General features: G+C 39.1%; 14 protein-coding genes. All 14 read right to left on the bottom strand.

The window, feature by feature from the left end; genetic code table 11:
- Positions 1 to 93: 93 nt before the first annotated feature.
- On the bottom strand, positions 94 to 2,271 hold the full coding sequence (locus PYS62_RS04265; RefSeq protein ID WP_066715256.1) for a HelD family protein: 2,178 nt from the start codon (positions 2,269 to 2,271) through the stop codon (positions 94 to 96).
- Position 2,272: 1 nt separating this feature from the next.
- On the bottom strand, positions 2,273 to 3,157 hold the full coding sequence (trmD, locus tag PYS62_RS04260) for a tRNA (guanosine(37)-N1)-methyltransferase TrmD (RefSeq protein ID WP_066715259.1): 885 nt from the start codon (positions 3,155 to 3,157) through the stop codon (positions 2,273 to 2,275).
- Between the two features lie 24 nt (positions 3,158 to 3,181).
- Positions 3,182 to 3,727, bottom strand: coding sequence for a ribosome maturation factor RimM (gene rimM, locus PYS62_RS04255; RefSeq protein ID WP_066715269.1), 546 nt, complete (start codon positions 3,725 to 3,727; stop codon positions 3,182 to 3,184).
- A gap of 61 nt (positions 3,728 to 3,788) precedes the next feature.
- On the bottom strand, positions 3,789 to 4,091 hold the full coding sequence (locus PYS62_RS04250) for a KH domain-containing protein (protein WP_066715270.1): 303 nt from the start codon (positions 4,089 to 4,091) through the stop codon (positions 3,789 to 3,791).
- A gap of 10 nt (positions 4,092 to 4,101) precedes the next feature.
- Positions 4,102 to 4,347 carry a 30S ribosomal protein S16 gene (gene rpsP, locus PYS62_RS04245; RefSeq protein ID WP_066715271.1) on the bottom strand — a complete coding sequence of 82 codons (246 nt, stop codon included), beginning with the start codon at positions 4,345 to 4,347 and terminating at the stop codon, positions 4,102 to 4,104.
- Positions 4,348 to 4,408: 61 nt separating this feature from the next.
- The gene (ffh, locus tag PYS62_RS04240) at positions 4,409 to 5,878 is read right to left on the bottom strand and encodes a signal recognition particle protein (RefSeq protein ID WP_082714398.1); all 1,470 of its coding nucleotides are present in this window, start codon (positions 5,876 to 5,878) and stop codon (positions 4,409 to 4,411) included.
- A 3-nt stretch (positions 5,879 to 5,881) separates the two neighbouring features.
- On the bottom strand, positions 5,882 to 6,217 hold the full coding sequence (locus PYS62_RS04235) for a sigma factor-like helix-turn-helix DNA-binding protein (RefSeq protein ID WP_066715272.1): 336 nt from the start codon (positions 6,215 to 6,217) through the stop codon (positions 5,882 to 5,884).
- A gap of 209 nt (positions 6,218 to 6,426) precedes the next feature.
- A complete protein-coding gene (locus tag PYS62_RS04230; RefSeq protein WP_315574157.1) occupies positions 6,427 to 7,467 on the bottom strand; it encodes a hypothetical protein in 1,041 nt (346 codons plus the stop codon).
- Between the two features lie 68 nt (positions 7,468 to 7,535).
- Complete coding sequence (locus tag PYS62_RS04225; protein WP_315574156.1) at positions 7,536 to 8,930, bottom strand: hypothetical protein; 1,395 nt, start codon at positions 8,928 to 8,930, stop codon at positions 7,536 to 7,538.
- A gap of 352 nt (positions 8,931 to 9,282) precedes the next feature.
- Positions 9,283 to 10,197, bottom strand: coding sequence for a signal recognition particle-docking protein FtsY (ftsY, locus tag PYS62_RS04220; RefSeq protein ID WP_066714009.1), 915 nt, complete (start codon positions 10,195 to 10,197; stop codon positions 9,283 to 9,285).
- A gap of 13 nt (positions 10,198 to 10,210) precedes the next feature.
- Positions 10,211 to 13,813 carry a chromosome segregation protein SMC gene (gene smc, locus PYS62_RS04215; RefSeq protein ID WP_066714011.1) on the bottom strand — a complete coding sequence of 1,201 codons (3,603 nt, stop codon included), beginning with the start codon at positions 13,811 to 13,813 and terminating at the stop codon, positions 10,211 to 10,213.
- Positions 13,810 to 14,616 (bottom strand): ribonuclease III, encoded by an 807-nt coding sequence (rnc, locus tag PYS62_RS04210; protein ID WP_066714013.1) that lies wholly within the window; start codon positions 14,614 to 14,616, stop codon positions 13,810 to 13,812. Before rnc ends, smc begins: the two co-directional genes overlap by 4 nt.
- A gap of 40 nt (positions 14,617 to 14,656) precedes the next feature.
- On the bottom strand, positions 14,657 to 16,354 hold the full coding sequence (locus PYS62_RS04205) for a hypothetical protein (protein WP_156422963.1): 1,698 nt from the start codon (positions 16,352 to 16,354) through the stop codon (positions 14,657 to 14,659).
- A gap of 30 nt (positions 16,355 to 16,384) precedes the next feature.
- Positions 16,385 to 16,624 (bottom strand): acyl carrier protein, encoded by a 240-nt coding sequence (gene acpP / locus PYS62_RS04200; protein ID WP_066714018.1) that lies wholly within the window; start codon positions 16,622 to 16,624, stop codon positions 16,385 to 16,387.
- Positions 16,625 to 16,626: the final 2 nt, after the last annotated feature.

Here is a 16,626-nt window from a genome sequence, read left to right as displayed (position 1 = left end):
ACTAAGTCAAGCTCTTATTTTTAACTACTAACTAAATTTGGCTTATTTTGCTTATTTGGCTTTGCTTGCTTATGCTTAAAAGCTGAAGCGAAATTAGTCAATCAAGCTTTTGTCGTTGTAATAAAAGATTTCCAAATTGTGTAAGGCACGGCTACAAGCAACATACAGCTGTAAATTAGCCTGCTTATCTTGGTACAGTTCTTTATCAACTGGATAAACTAAGACAGTATCAAACTCCATGCCTTTCGCCGACTTAGCTGTATGCACGGCCAATTTGAACTCTTTCATTTGCTCATCTTCATCTTTTTGCAGCAAATTCTCTAACACTGGCTTATTACCAGCTGTCATTTCGTATCTAGCTAATGCCTTCTGCCACTTACTATCTTTAATTTGGGTCTTTAGAGCCTCTTTCCACATTTCATTCGGCACGATGATTGCCAAGCTATGCCGCTTGTCTTCTCCCTGCATGAACTTAGTGTAAGTAACATCTAATGACGGCTCAATATCTGTTAATTTAGCCTTAAAGCAATCAACATTAGTCTGACCTAAACAGGTTAATTTCACATCTGAGCCATGACGTTTAACAGCTTGAAGTTCAGTTCCTGGAATAAAGCGACGGCAAAATTCAGTAATCTCATACGTTGAGCGATAAGCTACATTAATTACTTTGAACAACAAGTGTTTCTGCTTGGCATAATAGTCTTTTAATTCTTCTGAAAAGTCCTTAGCCTGTGGCCAATAAATTGCCTGATTAAAGTCAGCACAAATGGTTTTGTCCACTTTGAACAAATTAGCTAGAAGCACATGTTCAATGGCAAGTAAATCCTGCGCTTCATCAATCAGCAAATGCTTGACTAGATATGTGTCATAGTCGCGATAGAAGTCCACCAATAAATAAGCTAAGATAATTCGATCAATCTCATCCAGCTTGGAATTAACCGATTGGCATTTTGCTTTACACAAAGCTTGCTCACTTTCTATCAAAGCTTCTACCCACGCCTTAAACTCTTTGCTTGCATAAAATTGACTTAAAATCTCAACCAAATCGATTGTCTTTAACATGGACTGTAACTCAGCTTTTATGTCATCGGCTTGATATTTGAAAGCCTTAGCATGCAATTCTTTCTGTAAGTAATCGAACATTAAAGCTGGGCGTTGGAACGGAGCTTCACTTGCAAACTCACGCTGATACAAATCCAGCAATGTTTCAGATTCAACCTGTAATTCATCCAAAATCAAATCATGGGGCTTAAAATTGGACTTAGTGAAAGATTTTATAAAGGCTTGCACACAGTCAACAAATTTGAAGCTGGCAAAAAGCGCTTTGGTCTCACCTTTGACTTCTCTGAAATTAAATTGCGCCAATCTTAACTGCTTATGCAAAAACAAGCTACGATACAAGTTAGCCAAGGTTAATGTGCTGATATTTTCATCATTCAAATTCGGCAAGAGCTCCGAAATATATTCGGCAAACTGCTCATTGGGGGAAATGAACAAAAAGCTACTTGAATCCCAATCACGATGGAGGTAAAGCAAATAAGAGACACGGTGCAAAGCTATTGAGCTTTTACCTGAGCCAGCTACCCCGTAAATTAATAAGTTCTGCTGCTCCCTTGCTCTAATTAAGCTGTTTTGCTCACTTTGAATTGTTGAAACAATCTGCTCCAAATGCTGTGAGGCTGGCTGACTTAAAACCCACTCTAAGAGTTGGTCATTCATCAAATTAGAACGATTGTAAATGTTCAACAGATGGCCACGGCGAATTAAAATCTGCTTTTTGTTCAGTAAATCGCCTTTGACCTTCTCACCATTCACATCATAGCTAGCTTCGCCTAATTCTCCCTCGTAATAAAGTGAGGCAATCGGGCTACGCCAGTCTATAACCCACTGTCTGTATGTTTCGTCATCAAACAAGGATGAAAGGCCTAGATGATAGACTTCTGCCTCATCTTCACCATGAAACTGAAAAGTTAGAGCCGCAAAATAAGGTTCATAGCTCATTCTTAACAAATTGCGCTTTTCTTTCTTTAAGTCTGTCTGATACAGATGTTCTTGCCACAATTCATGCTGCACCACGGCATTGTCGGCCATATTGGCACCGCTTTTATATTCCATGTGTTCATTGTAAGCTTCTTCTTTTATTTCATGCATACTGCCAGTCAACTTAGCAATTTTTTGCTCAAGTTGGCCCTGTAAGCCTTTGATATACGCCAAGCAATCGTGCAAATATGCTTCTTCTTCCAAAAATTCTGTATCTATATCTTTCGCCATATCATACCTCATTATCTGTATCTTGCTTTAATTTAGCTTGTAAATGCTGAATGAAGGTAGTTAAATCCTCAGTCTGCCAGACAATTTTATTGAATAAATCAGGCCGTTTGGTATATGTTTCCTCCAGGCTGCTTTGCTGTTTATAAGCTGTCTGTAATTTATGGTTACCGTTAGTCAAAACTTCCGGCACTGCTAAACCATGCCAATTAGCTGGCTGCGTAAATTGTTCAGTTTCCAAAACACCATTATATAAAGATTCGTTGCTATAAGCTTCTTTGGCTGGTAAAACGCCATCAACAAGGCGTAAGCTTGCATCAATCATAGCTAAAACGGCTAACTCGCCACCTGTCAACACAAAATTACCCAATGAAATTTCCTGCCATGGCATAATCTTTAAAACACGGCTATCTATGCCTTCATAGTGACCACACAAAAAGATTAAATGCTCAGCTTGCGCAAATGCTTCTGCTGTTGCCTGATTAAATGTCAGGCCTTTTGGGGACAGATAAAATAATTTAATCTGAACTTGTGTAATTAAATCAGCCAATTTAGAAGCTAAGTTAATAAATTCAATGTCGGTTAAATTCGTTTGTAATTTAGAAATACAGTCAGCTATCTCTGTTTTCAGTTCTTGATTGGTTATATTCTCACACTGCCACTTTAAGCTTGCTAGATAAGCTTGCCAGATTACATCAACTTGTAAAAGCATGCCATGGGTACCAGCAAACAAGCGATCGTCCACCTGTTTACGCTTGCCATGGCCAAAGTCACGCAAATTAACTGTCTGACACTCAAACAGATTCTTTTGGCGAGCTCTGCCCAAAATGGAGCAATTAAGATAAGCTTCAACTATGTCTGGAAATAAAGTAATAACTGAAATTCGCATGCAAAGTACCTATGTAGCCGTAGCCTATTTTTCTGCACGATAAAGCTCATATAAGCCATCTGGCATAGCTGTTTTAATTACGCCATTTTCAATATCGATTGCCTGTATAAACGCTTTAACTTTCGGCAATAAAATATCTGCTTCACCTGCTTTGGCTATCACAAACACATCTTGCGACGTGTTCTGTAAAAGGTCTTTCACCTCGCCAATTTCACCATATTTGGCATCGATAACTTGGCAATGCAATAAGTCACATACAAAGAACTCGCCTTCAGCCAAATTTTTAGCATCTTTGCGTTCAACTTCTACATACCAATTCTGATATGCCATGATCTCCTCACGGCTTTCGATATTTAAGGCTGCTAAAATCAAGGATTCTGGTTTTCTCCCCTGCAAGGACAATTCCACATCGCGATAATCGTTTTCAGCATGTGGATTAACGAATCTCGCACTTTTCAAATAGGCTAAACGTGCGACATCGTCAGAAAATAATTCGATTTTGAAAGCGCCATGCACACCATGTGCGGTACGAATCTGGCCAACCTTTAAGTACTGCTTTAAGCTACGCATTTGCCACCTACAAATATAAAAAGCTCAAGTTATATGAAGCAACCTGAGCTTTTCTAATAAATTAAGCTATATTATCAACAATATCGACTGCCACCCTAACGCCAACGCGACTAGCCTTCGCTTTGATCAAAGAACGAATTGCCTGTGCTCGCTTACCAGCACGACCAATTACGCGGCCCATATCATCGTTGTGCACGTATAATTGCAAAACAACTTGATGCTCTTTTTCAACAGGTACAATCTTAATCTCGTCCTTATGCTCAACCAATGGTTCAACTAAGATCTGCAAAAGATCGTGTAATTCAACTAAAGCTTGCTCATAAGAAACATTATCTAAAATTCTTTGACGTCTTTGTCTTTCCATTGCTCATTCCTTACTGCTGCTCTTTTGCCTTGCGGATCAAAGAACGAACAGTTTCAGTTGGTTGGGCGCCGTTTTTAATCCACTCATCGACCTTAGCTAAATCTAATTGTAAGCTAACAGGTTCAGACTTTGGATTGTAATAACCAATCTCTTCGATAAAACGTCCATCACGTGGTGCACGTGCATCAGCAACAACTACACGATAATGTGGTTGCTTCTTCATACCAATTCTCTTTAATCTGATTTTAACTGCCATAGTTAAACTCCTTTAATATATTTCAATTGCCTTACGGTCAATCGTCTTTAACTTAATTATTTTACCATTTGAATGGATTTTGCTTATTGTTCAGCATGCTCGGATCATTGAGTAATTTCTTAGCTTGTTCGGCCATACTCTCTTGGCTGACCATCGCTGACTGATTACCGAACAACTTCTTGAACGGATTGAAGCTGCCTTTGGCCTTGCCCTTTTTGTTCTTGTTCTTGAGCTTAGGCAACTGGAACTGTTTCATCAGCTTATTAGTCTGCTCATATTGCTTGATCAAGAGATTGATCTCAGAAACTGAGCGGCCAGAGCCTTTGGCAATGCGCTTACGTCTGGAAGCATCAAGCAAATTAGGATGCAAGCGTTCTTTAAGCGTCATAGACCGAATGATAGCGATATTGTAGTCAATTACTCGATCATCAAGTTTGCTCTCATCAAGCTTGGCATTGGCCATGCCTGGCAACATACCGACAATGTCTTTCAATGAACCCATCTTCTTGACTTGCTCAAATTGAGTCAACATCGTAGCCAAAGTGAACTTGTTCTGACTCAGATCATCAATTGTCTGGGTCATCTTCTCTTTGTCAACCTTAGCTGTCACTTGATCAATCAGGCTGAGCACATCGCCCATGCCTAAAATTCTGTCAGCCATGCGTTCAGGATAAAATTCCTGCAAGGCCTCAACCTTTTCACCAGTTGTCACGAACTTGATTGCCTTGTTGCTCAACTTATGAATAGATAAAGCCGCACCGCCTCTAGCATCGCCATCTAGCTTAGTCATGATAAAGCCAGAAACACCGACAGCTTCGTCAAATGCTTGCCAAATCTTGACTGATTCTTGACCTAACATCGCATCGACAACTAACAAGCGTTCAGTTGGTTTGACAATCTTGTCAATAGCCTTTAACTCGTCCATCAGTTCATCATCAACAATCTGGCGACCAGCTGTATCTACGATTAAGACATCGGACATCAAATATGTAGCTTTGTCCAAAGCTGCCTTAGCAATAACAGTTGCGTCCTTCTCATCTGGTTGAATGAAGCAAGGGACATTGATGCTATCAGCTAAAACCTTCAGCTGTAAAGCAGCAGCTGGTCGATGGGTATCGACTGAGCAGAGTAAAGTCTGCTTGCCTAACTTCTTCAAATACAAAGCTAACTTAGCAGCTGTACTTGTCTTACCAGAGCCCTGCAGACCATAAAGCATGATAACTGTAAGTGGGCCTGAGGCAAATTCTAATTTGGCATTGGCGCCACCTAAGACAGCCGCCAAATTATCTCGAACGATCTTAACTACCTGCTGGCCTGGGCTCAAGCTAGCCATGACATCTTGGCCATGGGCTTTAACTTTGACATCGTTGATAAATTCTTTAACAACTTGGATTGAAACGTCAGCATCAAGCAAGGCTAAACGGATTTCACGCATCATCTGATCAATGTCTTTTTCAGTTAAGCGTGTCTTACCACCTAGCTTACGTGTTATTGCTTGCAGCTTGTCTGATAAATTTGTAAACAGTGCCATGCTTTAGTTTCCTACCTGTAATTCTGTTAAATCAGCCTGCAATTGGCTAAAGTCAAAGTTTGCTTCTTTCATCTGCTTGTACTTAGAAATAAACGTGTCCAATTGTTTGTTTCGTTTGAGCAAATGCAAATTCGCTTCCAGTTTTGTAATATGCTTAAGTCCACTCTGCACATTAAAATGGACTGTCTGCTTCGTTATGCCTAGGAGAGAAGCTGCTTCTTGCATGCTCATGTCTTCTTGATAGACTAGCTCTAGGGCTGTCTGCTGTTTCTCTGTCAGTAAAGGCAGGTATAGGTCCAACAATTCGTTGATTTCTTCTGTCTTCTCTAAATCTGCCACTTATCCTACCTCACGCACAACATGTTGAAGTATACAGGCATATTAGAAGCTTGTCAAGTATTTATATATGACGGTGTGTAGTTAATCAGTGATAATTTCAAAGTTGTGATTCTTCACCCCGGTAAGTAGGCATTTAAAATTTCTCATCTACTGAAAAAGCCAGCCGTTATAGGCTGGCTTATGTTAACTATCTCAAGCTGATAGTTATGTTAGTGTTTCTTGGCAATTACAACGCTAGCGGCAGCTAGGATAATTAAGCCTAATTGGTTAACGGTATTAGCCATCTCACCTGTCTTGGCAACTTTGCCTACCTTAGGCTCTACAACTTCAGTAACAACTGGCTCTACAGGGTCACTTGGAACATACGGAATTTCTACTTCTGGTTCAACTGGAGCTGGGGCTGGAGCTGGATCTGGATCTGGGGCTGGAGCAGCAGCGTACTGAACAGCAATAGCGATATCATTTCTATCCTTGTATTTACCAGCATCAGTTTGCTTGCCAGTCCATTTAAATTTAAAATCTTTTTTAATACTACTAACAAATAAATATTTTGCAGTGGCACTAAAATCACCTGATACTTGGCCTGTTATGATATATGGCGTATTTCCTTTAGATTCCTTAGAAAACTTAACGCCTTTCAAAGTAACTTCAAGATCTTCATTTACACCTTTTACTTTTTCTTCTAGCTGTTGAAAGTTTTTAACATAAGCTAATTTGGTTAATGTCATAGTGACTGTAGCAGTTCTTGTTTTTCTGTCGATCTTTAGACCATCTTGTTTAGTAATTTCAAAGTTATTATTTGCACCGCTAAGGCCAGCCGTCGGATTTTCCGTAAATTCCAAGCCATCGGGTAATGTTAATGTTGCGGTAAAAGACGTCTTAACAGTGGTCTTACCGTCATCATCAGTTAAAGATATTATTGACCAATCTGTGATTGTTGTACCGTAAATATTTTTGAATGATTTATTGAATGAATTCTTCTTAGCATCTAATTGATCCTTTATCTTTGTTACACCAAGTACACCTGTGAAACTCATTACATCATCTTTTTTCTTAGTGATAACATCACTTCCACTATCAGCACCAGATTTCAAATCTGCATCTAAATCATTGCACTCTGGGTCCGTAGGCTCATTTCCTCCCACTGCCTTAACATTAGCTGGCACAACGAGCAAAGCTGCCATGAGCATAGCTGTTATAGATGCCAAGCATTTTTTCTTGAAAACATTTGCATGCATTTGTGTTTTCATAATTTTATTCCTCTCTTCAATTGGATTCATTTTAATGACAAGCTGCTAAATTGCAGCTTGTTAATTTACTATTTCTTACGCTTGTTGACAGTCAATGCAGCAAACGCAACTAACATAACCAGGCCAAACCCACTTGCCATATTTGCAAGCTCGCCGGTCTTGGCTACTTTACCTACCTTAGGTTCTACAACTTCAGTAACAACTGGCTCTGTAGGATCACTTGGCACATATGGAATCTCGTCATTTGGCTTTTCAGGTTCAACTGGTTTCTCTGGTTCTGGCTTCTTCTCAACAGGTTGCTTGATGATTGTGACTACGCAATCTACTTTCTCTAGTTTGTCAGTTGGTGCTGTGTATACTACATCTTTGCCACCTAAGCCTTGGTATACATCAGATGGATTTCCTTGATAAAACTTATAAGTAAAAGACGTCATTGGATGTTTACCAGCATATAAGGCCCAGAAATTTTTATTAGACCCTTGTGTATTGTCTTGATCATCAACACTAGTGCACTTGCCACCTTCAACCTCCACTTTACTTCCGGCCAATGGTGCATTAAAATCACCTTCTTTTATTTCTACAGCCTGTTTTCCATCTATATCTGTAAAAACAATTAACGGCAATATTGAAATAGGGGTCTCGGTCTTAGTATCTGTTTCGTCAGTATTGTGTTTTAAGAAATCAACTTTAAGTGTTAGATGCTTATTGCCATAGAAAAAGAACGGTTCATTTAGTCTGTATTTATCACTTACAAAATTAACCTTCTTAGTATCTTGATCTGCTTGTCCTTGCATCGGTTCGACTGCCGTCAATGTAATTTTCAAATCGACCCACTCGCCATTAGCAGATTTGAACACTTTTCCATAACGTAACCAGTCATTAACTGTAAAATAGTCTTCATTCTTTGTATTAATATCCGTGTTACCGCCAATATTCTTAGCAATCAATTTTGTCTCATTACTCGTTGACGTCACAATAGACAGGCCGCTCATTCTATCCATCATCTTTTTTACTTGTAATTCTTCAGACAATTTCTGTTCATCAGGTGTCAACAAAAAATTCTTAAACTTCTCGAAATCCCAACCATCTTTAAGGAAAGGTGCAAATGAAGCTTTTAATTTCTCATAATAAGCTGCGTTATTTTTCTTTTGCTCATTTATAGCATTATCTAAGTTATTAATACTAGTTGTATAACTCTCTTCAATTTTCTTTTTAGCTTCCTTTAGCTTTTCAGTTTCAGTATCATAAAGATTTTTGTTAGTTTGGTCTTGCTCAGTAACCTTAACTCCGATATCTTTTGCTTCAGCAATTTTTTCCATTAATTTAGCTTGATTGCTAATTACTAATTGACCTTTATCATCTAGCAATTTAGCCTCTTCCGCTCTTACTTGACACGGCAAAACACTTACCAACAAACTTGCTGTCAGTGCTAAGGAAAATAAGTTATTTATGATCTTTTTCATCCTACTTATAACCTCACAATCTAATTTTTTCATTTAATTGGCACAAAAAAAGCAAGAACCTTTGCCGAAAACTCGGCATTAGTCCTTGCTTATTAAATGTACTTATACAATTATTACGGTCGCCAAAAATAGCAGCCAAACATAAGCTATGCTGTCTGTCTGTCTGTCTGTCTGTCAAGGCAGTTTCACACAGTTCCATATTCTTGTCAACCCTCTAACTTCATCTTACAGCTTGAGTTATTTAAATAACCCACTGTTAATATATAAACTATAAAATAGTTACTTTGCAAAGTCAATGTTTACTATCAAGTCCCACATTAATTGAAGTAATTAAACATAGCCACTTGCAAACTCAAACTTCTGGCAATAAAGCCTCGACAAACGCCTCAGGATCAAAGGTAATGAGGTCATCAATTGCTTCACCTACACCAGCATAGACAATTGGCGCAACTTTTAATTCAGCCAAAGCAATTGCAACACCGCCTTTACCTGACCCATCTAACTTAGTTAAGATAAAGCCGTCAATTGGGCAACTTTCGCCAAAACTAGCCGCCTGTGCCAAGGCATTTTGCCCATTCAAGGCATCAATCACTAAAAGCGTAATCACATTAGCATCAACGGCTGTCTTTGTGATTACACGCTTAATTTTTTCCAATTCCAACATCAAATTCTTCTTATTATGCAAACGGCCAGCTGTATCAACTAAGAGCACGTCATAAGCTTTCGATTGGGCCGAGCTTAAGGCATCGAACACAACTGCAGCTGGATCTGAGCCTTCTTTTTGGCAGATAAACTTAGCCTCAGATTTAACAGCCCAAGCTTCTAATTGCTCAATTGCAGCTGCTCTAAAAGTATCAGCCGCACACAGCATAACTTGCTTACCAGCTTCTTTGAATTGCTTAGCTAATTTACCGCAAGTAGTTGTCTTACCAGCGCCATTAACACCAATCATCAAAAAGATATTTAACTTACCAGGCACTAATTCAAGCTCTTGTTTCTTGCCCAAAATCCCTAATAACTGAGCTTGTAAATTCTCGCGAATGAAAGCACCATCTTCACGCCCAGCTTCTTTCATGGTCTTTTTCAAATTTTCCATGATATTATCGACGTTTTGAGCGCCCATATCTGTCTGAATCAAGCTATATTCAAGTTCATCTAGCTTTTCTAAATCAAACTTGCCTAATTGTAATTTCAAGCTCTGCAGTTGGTTGCTAATTAAAGCTCTCGTCTTGCTTAAACCGGCTTTGAATTTATCAAAAATCCCCATCCTAACACCTCATTTACTCAATCATCTTGCTAAACTTCGCCTGATCTTCTGCTAAAGCCAAAGTCAACACTTGTGACACACCACGTTCTTGCATCGTCACACCATAAATTCGCTCACAAGCAGCCATCGTGCTCTTTCTATGTGTCACAACAATAAATTGTGTCTTTCCCGCCTGCTTCTTCAAATACTCAGTGAAGCGGAAAATATTGGCATCATCCAAAGCTGCCTCAACTTCATCCAAAACGCAGAAAGCTGAAGGCTTCAAGGACTGAATTGCAAACAACAAAGCAATAGCTGTTAAGCAGCGTTCACCACCTGACAATAAAAGCATGTTCTGCATACGTTTACCTGGCGGGCAAGCTTTGATTTCAATATTAGCCGACAAAATATCTGCCTTTTCCTCTAAGCAAATTTCGCCTTGACCACCGCCAAAAAGCTTAACGAATATGTCTTGGAAATTCGCCTGAATTAAAGCAAAGCTTGCGCTGAACTTCTCCTGCATCGCCTCTGTAATTTGCACAATTAACTGATCTAACTCTTTCTTACTTGCAATGATGTCGCTGCGTTGCTGCTCGATGAAATCATAGCGTTCCTGTAAATCGTTGTATTGTTCGATTGCCTCAACATTAACTGGGCCCAAAGCTTTAATTTCAGCTCTTAAATCACGAATCATAGCAAGGTCGCGCTTAGCTTGATAATCTTTCTCTAGCTTATCAGGTACATCTTGCAGACTCTTTTGATAATTCTCCCACAATTCCTGTAAAAGCTCACGTCTTGTCTGTTCTTCCCTGTCCACCTGATTCTGCAATCTAGTCAGTTGGTTGTTCAACTTGCTTAATAAGGCATGTAAATCATTTAACTTTTGGAATGAGCCTGAGTTAGCTTGCTCCAATTGATTTAATTCTTCATTCTTAACCTTAGAAAGTTCTTTCGTCTTAGCTAAATCATTTTCCAGCTTTTGTAAATCTGTCTGCCACTTACTCTCATCTGTCCCCAAATTGGCCTGATCTTTAATGAGCATGGCTAACAAACTGCGTGTATTTGCTAATTTGCCTTGCAAATTTTGCACCTGAGCCTGTAAATTGGCCAGAAGCTCTGTTTTTAACTTCAAAGCACTCTTCTTCTCAGTTAATGCCAACTCACACTTATGCAATTCAGCCTGTTTATCATTGCTTAACTGACTCTGCTTATTTAATTCCTCTCGTTCAGCCTGTAAAGCTAACTCACGAGCCTGTAAACTAGCAAACGTCTGCTCCTGCTCTCTAATTGCATCTGGCAAATTTGCATAATTCTTAGCATATTCAGCTTGAGCTTGGCTAAGAGCTTGCCGCTCAAAAGCTTCTTTCTTAGCTAAATTCTCTTTTTGTAAAGTCTGCTGTTTTAATTCTTGCTGCTTTGCGAGCAAATCCATATGACAATTTTCATTAACTTGTTTCAACTTAGCTATTAATAATTCTTTTTCGCCTAAGGCCTGTTCAGCTTGCTTATATTCTGCCTGCTTAGCCTCTAAATTCTGTTGACTAGCCTTAATTTCAGCATCTAACTTAGAAATTTCTTGCCTACGTTCAAGCAAAAGCAAGCTAGCTGTATTGCGTTGCTTTTCGCCGCCTGACATAGCGCCGCCTACGCTTATTTGGTCGCCCTCTAATGTCACTATCAAATAGCGTCTATCGCATAATTGGGCAGCTTCTCTTGCAGTTGTTAAATTATCCACGACAATTATGCGCCCTAGCCGGAAGTCAATGGCTGCTTTGTAAGCAGATTTACAGTTCACTAAATTTGAAGCAATACCAATAAAGCCGCTTAAGCGTTCCAAATTACGCAAGTCATTGTCATTAATTGAACGTGAGCGCAAGTTATCAAGTGGTAAGAAATTAGCCCGGCCAAAGTGTTTTTCTTTCAAAAGTGTAATTAAATCAGCGGCCGTTTTAGCCGTATCAGTCACGATATTTTGGATAGACTGACCAAGCACACTGTCAATAGCATGGACATATTCATTAGGAACTGTGATTAAGTCCGCCAAGCTGCCAATAACCTGTTCTTGACTATAAAGCAGTTTCTTACGGACATAAGTTAAAAGTTGTCTAACACTCTGGTTAAAGCCCTCATAATTGTTGGCAGCTAATGTCAAACCATGCTGCCGATAAGTTAAGCTGTTTAACGCAGCTTCATTATCAGACACAGCCTTCGCTAACTTTTGCACTTCTACTTTGCAGGCATTGTAAGCACCTAAGGCTTGTTCTAAGTCTTTTTTAGCGACATTTTCTTTGGCTGTTGCCTTATTAACCTGTTCGGTTAAGTTAGCTTCTTCTTTAGTGAATTTGCTAAGCTGTTTAGCTAAATCCTCAACTGTTGTCTTTTGCACAGCTAACTTACTCTTGACCGCAGCCTGCTTAGCCTGTAAATCAGCTAACTTAGATTTATCCTGCCAATAACTAGCTTGCTCTTTATTTAACTGAGTCTGAGCTTGTTGCCACTTAGTCTCTGCCTTGGAGCTAACCTCCAAGGATGCGCCAAATTCAGTCTGCCACTTAGATAACTCAGCTTCTAAAACTAAAAGTTCCTCATTTAAGCTCGCTTTAGCCTGTTCATCTAACTTAACCTTTTCACCTAAACTATTTAGTTCTGCTTCAATATCAACAATTGCCTGTTCTTTTTCTAAGCGCTCTTGTTTATATTTGCTACGATTCAAATTCAAAAGCTCAAGCTGCTGTTTAAGCTCGCTAATTTTCCACGTTAAGCTCTCTGTTTTAGTCTGCAGCTCCTCTATATCAGCCTGCATGGCGTTACGCTTAGCCTGCAAATTTTCATTCGCAGTTAAAAGCTCCGTTTTGGCCGTTTCTTGTGTAGCTATCTCATCCTGCAAAATTGCACTATCAGCTTTTAGCTTCGCCATCTTGTCAGTATAAGCATGGAGCTCAAAATAAATTCTTGCTAAATCTAGATCCGTTAATTCAGCTTGTAAGTTAAGATATGTCTGAGCTAACTCAGCTTGTTTCGCCAAGGTCTGTAATTGGGTGGATATTTCACGCTGAATATCTTGGATACGCACAAGGTTATCTTCCGTGTAGCGCAGCTTCTGTTCAGCTTCTTCTTTACGTTTGCGGAACTTGCTAATGCCAGCAGCTTCATCAAAAATCAAGCGTCTATCTTCATATCTAGCACTCAAAATCTCATCAATTCTGCCCTGTCCAACCAAAGAATAACCATTTTTGCCTAAACCTGAATCTAGGAAAAGGTCAACAATGTCTTTTAAGCGACAGGTATGCTGATTTATCGCATACTCACTCTCGCCCGTTTTATACAAACGACGCTTAATCTCAATTGTGTCATAGGCAACATTCAATTCGTGATCGCTGTTATCCAAAGTTAGCATTACTTCGGCAAAAGCATGTGCTTTACGATGCTGCGTGCCAGAAAATATAAGGTCTTGCATTTTGCTACCACGCAAGCTCTTAACACTTTGCTCACCTAAAACCCAAAGCAAAGCATCTGATATGTTAGACTTGCCTGACCCGTTAGGCCCGACAATGGCTGTAATACCGGAATGGAATTGAATATGAGTTGGTTCAGGAAATGACTTAAAGCCATTAATATCGAGTGAGATTAATTTCAACGCAAAGCCTCCAAAGCAGTCTTAGCTGCTCTCTGTTCAGCCTCCTTTTTACTTCTGCCAACACCCGTGCTGATCGTTTTATCTTTTAACAAAACCGCAACGGTAAATTCAGGACAATGTGCAGGTCCATTTTGACTTAACAATTTAAATTGCAAATCGCCCTGTTCATATTTCTCCTGTGACCATTCAATCAAGCGTGACTTGTAATCATAGATGAGTGTGCCAGCCATCGCTTGCAACAAATATGGTTTCAACAATTTGATACAAATGCTGTAAACTTCAGGTGGTAAAGCAAAAAATTCCGCTTCTGTCTCATGCGAATTGTCAGCCTCAGTGCAATCAATATAGATAGCTGCCAAAAGTGCCTCTAAAGCATTGGCCAAATTAGATGGATTTTCACGGCCGCCATTTAACTCTTCACCATGGCCAAGTAAAAGATAAGCACCCAAATTAATATCTTCAGCCGCTAAAGCCAAAGTTTCTTCTCTAACAACAACGGATCTTAACGCCGTCATCTCACCCTCTTGAATTTGGTCATTGTGATGAAACAAAAAAGTACTGATGATAAATTCCAAAATAGCATCGCCCAGGTATTCTAGGCGTTCATTATCAACAGCTCGGTGCTCAAGATGCTCATAAGCAAAACTTGAATGCGTCAATGCTAATACCAAATTGCTTGGGTCATGAAATTCATAACCAAGCTTCTTGTAAAATTCAGCATAAGACGGGCGCAAAAAAGAAGCATAAGCCTTAAAAAGCTCAGCTTCACTCAACTTTTTGTATTGTTCTTCTAAATTGTCCATACGTAATTACCTCAAAATAGCTGACCGTAACTATCTGTATCTAGCGTATTGCACCAGAATCGTTATCTTTGTCTGATTCAGCTCTTTCAGTCATTAAATCAGCACTAGCTAAATTAGGAAGCTCAGGTTCAGAATCAGTTACTGAAGCTGGCTCATTATCTGTTTCTAATTCAGCCTTAGCTTTTGTTTCAATTTCAGTTTCCTTAACTTCGTAAGTCTTTACATCAGATAGTTCCGAATGCTCATCTGAAAGCTCTGTATGAGCTAGCTCCAGCTTATCAAGCTTAGGCTCTGAATCTCTAGCTTCTGTCTGCTCTGAACCTACTGTTTCTACTTGTTCACAGCTAGTAACTTCTACCGGTTCAGAACTTGCTTCCACTTGTCCTAAACTTGCTGTTTCTACCGGCTCTGCATTTAGCTCAACGTTAGCTTCTCTTTCTTCATGTTGGAAATTAATCGCTACATTATCTGAAATTCTACAAATAATTTTGTCAAGGTCAATATCCACATACGAATCTGCTGCCTGCAACAAGAAGTTACTGATTTGCTCATGTTCCTTCAAAATATTTAGAAGCTGCAACCAATCATTTTCTAAGCCATTTGCTTGCATATTTGCCGCCACATTTTGCCATAGTAAAAGCTTAGGCCGTCTACTTAAAAGATTAAAGCCATAGACATTACGCTTCTCTACAGTTAAAACAAAAGGTGAGAAAATACAAGACTGAACACGACAGTTAGCAGCTTTAACAAAGTCAATCAAAAGATTGTACAAGTTCTGAATCTCTGTCTGCTGCTTGATCTGCTTCGTTCCTTCTGAAAATTCAGCCAAAATCTTGGAAAATTCTTCAGCCTCAAAATTGCTTGCAAAATCCGTATCGTTAGGCACTATTGTAACAATCTCAGCTGCCAAGCTTCGCCGTTCAGCTCTGGTTAAATAATTTAAGCACAAGCCACTTTCACGATATTTTTCATGCATGCAGAAGCTGGAATCAGAGGCATAAAAATCCCTTAATTCATTCAAGCTCTGATCAATACTTAATATCTGGCGATCAAATTGTTTAATTTGCCGTTGGATAACGTCTGCTTCATCTGCTAATCTCTTCGCCTGCTTTAGCTTACTAGCTAATAACTCGTGTTCAGAATCATAATAAGTCAAGAGGCGATCATTCAGCTTTGACAATTTGCTGGTTAAGTCGAAACGTTTGCGACAATAATGATATTTTTGAATCATGATAGGCAAACAATCATCAAAATGCTCCAGCATGAGGAAGCCACCAACAATACTAACTACTTTACGATACAAAAGCCAAAAATCTAAAATCTGCTGTTCTGCTCTAAATTTAGTTTTTAACTGAGTGGAATCAAGTTCAGATTCTTTTTCAGCAGCCAATAACAGCATATAATCATCCATTACTGGCTCTAATTCTAACAAGTCGTGGTCAATTTTATCTCGCAAAGTATATAAATTGCGTAAAACTTCAAACTCATAGCGTGGCGCAAACTGATCAAGGTCAACTCCTGCATAGAATTGCAGAATATAAGGATGCTGCCAATTGAACAAATTGTTAGCATTAATTGCTTCTTCGCTTCTAGCACTAACAATTTGCAAATTCTCTCCCCGATACATATTAGCAATCAAAGCAGGTAAAGCAGAATCACTGCTTTGTTTAACAAAGTTCAGTGACTCGGCTTGACAATTAACTAATTTGCATAATAAAGCTTTTTCAGAATTTAACATACCAACGCAATCTATCAAACTAAGCTAGGCTTAGATATGCTCCTCAATGTATTTGACAGCATCGCCAACCGTTTGAATTTTTTCAGCATCTTCGTCAGGAATTTGTAAATTAAACTCTTCCTCCATTACTAAGATCAGTTCAACAATATCAAGCGAATCTGCATTCAAATCTTCTAAGAAATTCGCCTCCAAAACAACCTCTTCTGGTTTAACATCCAACTGATCAACGAGAATCTTAGTCACTTTATCTAGAATTTCCTGTTTAGACATAA

The sequence above is a fragment of the Amygdalobacter nucleatus genome (assembly GCF_029167365.1).
GTDB classification, from domain to species: Bacteria; Bacillota; Clostridia; order Saccharofermentanales; family Fastidiosipilaceae; genus Amygdalobacter; species Amygdalobacter nucleatus.
This window is presented reverse-complemented; position numbering and strand designations above follow the sequence as displayed.

Excerpts from the sequence above, each read along its gene's own strand:
- PYS62_RS04265 (WP_066715256.1), bottom strand. The coding sequence starts at position 2,271 with ATGGCGAAAGATATAGATACAGAATTTTTGGAAGAAGAAGCATATTTG.
- rpsP (WP_066715271.1), bottom strand. The coding sequence starts at position 4,347 with ATGGCAGTTAAAATCAGATTAAAGAGAATTGGTATGAAGAAGCAACCA.
- ftsY (WP_066714009.1), bottom strand. The coding sequence starts at position 10,197 with ATGGGGATTTTTGATAAATTCAAAGCCGGTTTAAGCAAGACGAGAGCT.
- acpP (WP_066714018.1), bottom strand. The coding sequence starts at position 16,624 with ATGTCTAAACAGGAAATTCTAGATAAAGTGACTAAGATTCTCGTTGAT.
- rnc (WP_066714013.1), bottom strand. The coding sequence starts at position 14,616 with ATGGACAATTTAGAAGAACAATACAAAAAGTTGAGTGAAGCTGAGCTT.
- PYS62_RS04205 (WP_156422963.1), bottom strand. The coding sequence starts at position 16,354 with ATGTTAAATTCTGAAAAAGCTTTATTATGCAAATTAGTTAATTGTCAA.
- PYS62_RS04250 (WP_066715270.1), bottom strand. The coding sequence starts at position 4,091 with ATGGAAAGACAAAGACGTCAAAGAATTTTAGATAATGTTTCTTATGAG.
- ffh (WP_082714398.1), bottom strand. The coding sequence starts at position 5,878 with ATGGCACTGTTTACAAATTTATCAGACAAGCTGCAAGCAATAACACGT.
- rimM (WP_066715269.1), bottom strand. The coding sequence starts at position 3,727 with ATGCGTAGCTTAAAGCAGTACTTAAAGGTTGGCCAGATTCGTACCGCA.
- trmD (WP_066715259.1), bottom strand. The coding sequence starts at position 3,157 with ATGCGAATTTCAGTTATTACTTTATTTCCAGACATAGTTGAAGCTTAT.
- PYS62_RS04230 (WP_315574157.1), bottom strand. The coding sequence starts at position 7,467 with ATGAAAACACAAATGCATGCAAATGTTTTCAAGAAAAAATGCTTGGCA.
- PYS62_RS04225 (WP_315574156.1), bottom strand. The coding sequence starts at position 8,930 with ATGAAAAAGATCATAAATAACTTATTTTCCTTAGCACTGACAGCAAGT.